Genomic DNA, 2,627 nt, shown 5'->3' on the forward strand with positions numbered 1-2,627 from the left:
GGCTTCATCTTCGTTCCTTCGTCACTACGACGAAGCCCAAATCCTCCTTAATTCACAACCTCAAATCTGTGCCATTGGCGCTGACGCCGGACAGTCGCGGTAGGCACCCTTGCGTGCCGGCGAGCTGATAACGCCAATGCTTTCGTAAAAACCGGATTGTCTCGATGTTGCATCCGGTGCGTTTCGCTACCTCGCCAATTTTCACATCCAGCCTCTTCAGTCTGTAGTTGCTACAGACTGAAGATAGGTGCGCGAATCGAGGTATGCAAAAGGACGAGTGATGCGCAGCTTCGGCACATGGTGGAACGGTTTGGCGACCGGCGGCGGCATTGCTGCCGCATTCGGGGCCGCCGTGCGGCGGTCGAGGAAGGCATTCTGCCGGGCGGCGGTATCGCACTGCTCCGGGCGCTCAAGTCGCTCGAGGGCCTCAAGGCCGCCAATGACGACCAGCAGTCCAGTATCGACATCGTGCGTCGCGCCCTGCGCGCCCCGGCTCGCCAGATTGCCGACAACGCGGGCGAGGACGGTGCCTATATCGTCGGCAAGCTGCTCGAAGGCGACGACTACAACCATGGCTTCAACGCCGCGACCGGCGAATATGAAGACCTGGTGAAGTCGGGCGTGATCGATCCGGCGAAGGTGGTGCGCACTGCGCTGCAGATTGCGGCTTCGGTTGCCTGGCTGCTGATCACCACCGAGACGCTGGTTCCCGAACTGCCGATAGAAGACACGCCCGCTCCGATGCCGGCGATGGACTCCTAAGGCTGCCATTTCTCTTGGAAGCCGGTCTTTTTTGGTCTGTAACCGCGCTGGCTTCGGCTTCAGAAAGGCCCTATTCCTGTAGCTGCTCAAGCCGCTCATGCCTATCCTGATCGCGAACAAGCCAGAATACCGCACCGAGTGCCAGCACAGCTCCTGAAAGCGCGGCGACTTTCGCGGCGCTCGTGTCTGCCAAATCGAGGATGATGAACTTGCGCACAATTGCCAGCAGCGCAATCAGGATTATCGTGCGCACCTGCAGGATACCGAAACCCCTCTCGGCAGCTACGAGCAATGAACGCTTGAACTCAAGCGCAATCACAACAGTAAAAATCATTCCGAAGACAGTCTGGAAAGTGGCAAAATCGAGCGGATCGAGAGCGCCCAAGACAAGGCTTGTGACAACTTCGCGCAGCAATGACCAAACCGCCGCAATCACGACGATTGCGATTATTCCGCTGAGAACGATGACAATCGCGTCCTCGAATTTCTCGTAGAGAGACATCGCAGACCATTCTGCATGTGTCATTTTGCGCAATCTCAGAAAATTCGCGAGCATTGGTTTATCCTTGCGGTCGTCTTTCAAGCAGTCTTCACCCCGGGCTCAATTTGTCCAAGCAGGATATTCAGCGGAGGGGCAGGGCCATCTTTCGGGAGCCCCGGATACAGGGTGACGTGCGGGAATGGTATTTCGATGCCAGTCTCGTCGAATGCCTGCTTGATCCTGCGGAAGAACTCCCTCCGCACTTCCCATTGCGCTCCAGGCGTCACCTTGAGGCGCAGTCGCAATGTGACGGCACTGTCACCGAGCGCTTCCACACCGACAATCTCGGGCTCATCAATGATGCGGTCTGTAAAGGCCCGATCCTGAGCCATCTGCGAGGCAACGCTGTGCATAATGTCCAACGCCTCGTCAGTCTTTTCGCGATAGGCGATACCGACATCGATCACCGACCTGGAATATTCCATGGTCATGTTCACGACATTGGTAATGTTCCCGCATGGCACGAAAATCACGTTGCCATAGTAATCGCGCAGGCGAACGCTCCGCAGCGTAATTTCTTCTACCACGCCGATATGGCCACCGATCTCGACTATGTCATCGACGCGCAGCTGCCCTTCAAGCAGAATGATAAATCCGGAAAAATAGTCTTTCACCAGGCTCTGCGCGGCAAAACCTGCTGCAATTCCGGCCACTCCCGCAGCAGTCAGCAAAGGCGCTATGGATACGCCCATGATCGAGAGCAAGGTCACCCCGGCAACTGACCATATCACGATGCGCCCGAATATCAGACCAGTCCTGTATGCAGTTGCAACCCTCCTTAAAGAATCTGGATCACTTCGTTTGCTTGTCATCTTCTGTTCTATGCGCCGCATCAGGCGCGAAAGCAGAGCTGCCGCCAACGAAGCGAGACACACCACCAGCACGATCCGCACTGCGTCTTCAAGCAGGGATGAGGAAACGGAGAGAGCTCGCAATTCGAATGCGTCGATTACATTTGACACCTTATACTCGCTTATTTTCGACTGCATCGACCTTTCGGCCTAGCCAATTGTTGCGCCCGTAAATGCTGGCGGATCGGAGGCGGGAAAGCTTTCGAGCAGCGCTTCATCAACGGGGTCGAACTCCTTTTCAGGCTCAGCCCGCTCGCCAGCCTCCGCGCCTCGATACAGCCGGTGACGAGAGATCTCTTTGCCCTCTCCAGACCATCGTATCGGCCAGTTTCCGGGCGCCTCAAAGCCACGATAGAGCTCGTCGATCTTCGGTTCGTAATGTCCGGCGTCAGCGCCAATGGCACAGATTTGAGGTTGTGAATTAAGGAGGATTTGGGCTTCGTCGTAGTGACGAAGGAACGAAGATGAAGCCC

At 56.3% G+C, this 2,627-nt stretch carries 2 protein-coding genes and 2 pseudogenes; 1 reads left to right on the forward strand and 3 read right to left on the reverse strand.

What is annotated here, in order from left to right:
- Positions 1 to 339: 339 nt before the first annotated feature.
- Positions 340 to 762 (forward strand): annotated as a pseudogene (locus GGR43_RS23220) (TCP-1/cpn60 chaperonin family protein); the annotation flags it as partial.
- A 70-nt stretch (positions 763 to 832) separates the two neighbouring features.
- On the opposite strand, the gene GGR43_RS23225 reads toward GGR43_RS23220, so the two are convergent.
- The 3 genes and pseudogenes from GGR43_RS23225 to GGR43_RS23235 all read right to left on the reverse strand — a co-directional run.
- Complete coding sequence (locus tag GGR43_RS23225; protein ID WP_120216663.1) at positions 833 to 1,318, reverse strand: phosphate-starvation-inducible PsiE family protein; 486 nt, start codon at positions 1,316 to 1,318, stop codon at positions 833 to 835.
- A 23-nt stretch (positions 1,319 to 1,341) separates the two neighbouring features.
- Complete coding sequence (locus GGR43_RS23230) at positions 1,342 to 2,292, reverse strand: mechanosensitive ion channel family protein (RefSeq protein WP_120216662.1); 951 nt, start codon at positions 2,290 to 2,292, stop codon at positions 1,342 to 1,344.
- Positions 2,293 to 2,304: 12 nt separating this feature from the next.
- A pseudogene (locus GGR43_RS23235) lies at positions 2,305 to 2,627 on the reverse strand (hypothetical protein); the annotation flags it as partial.

Source organism: Sphingobium jiangsuense (assembly GCF_014196495.1).
Classification (GTDB): domain Bacteria; phylum Pseudomonadota; class Alphaproteobacteria; order Sphingomonadales; family Sphingomonadaceae; genus Sphingobium; species Sphingobium jiangsuense.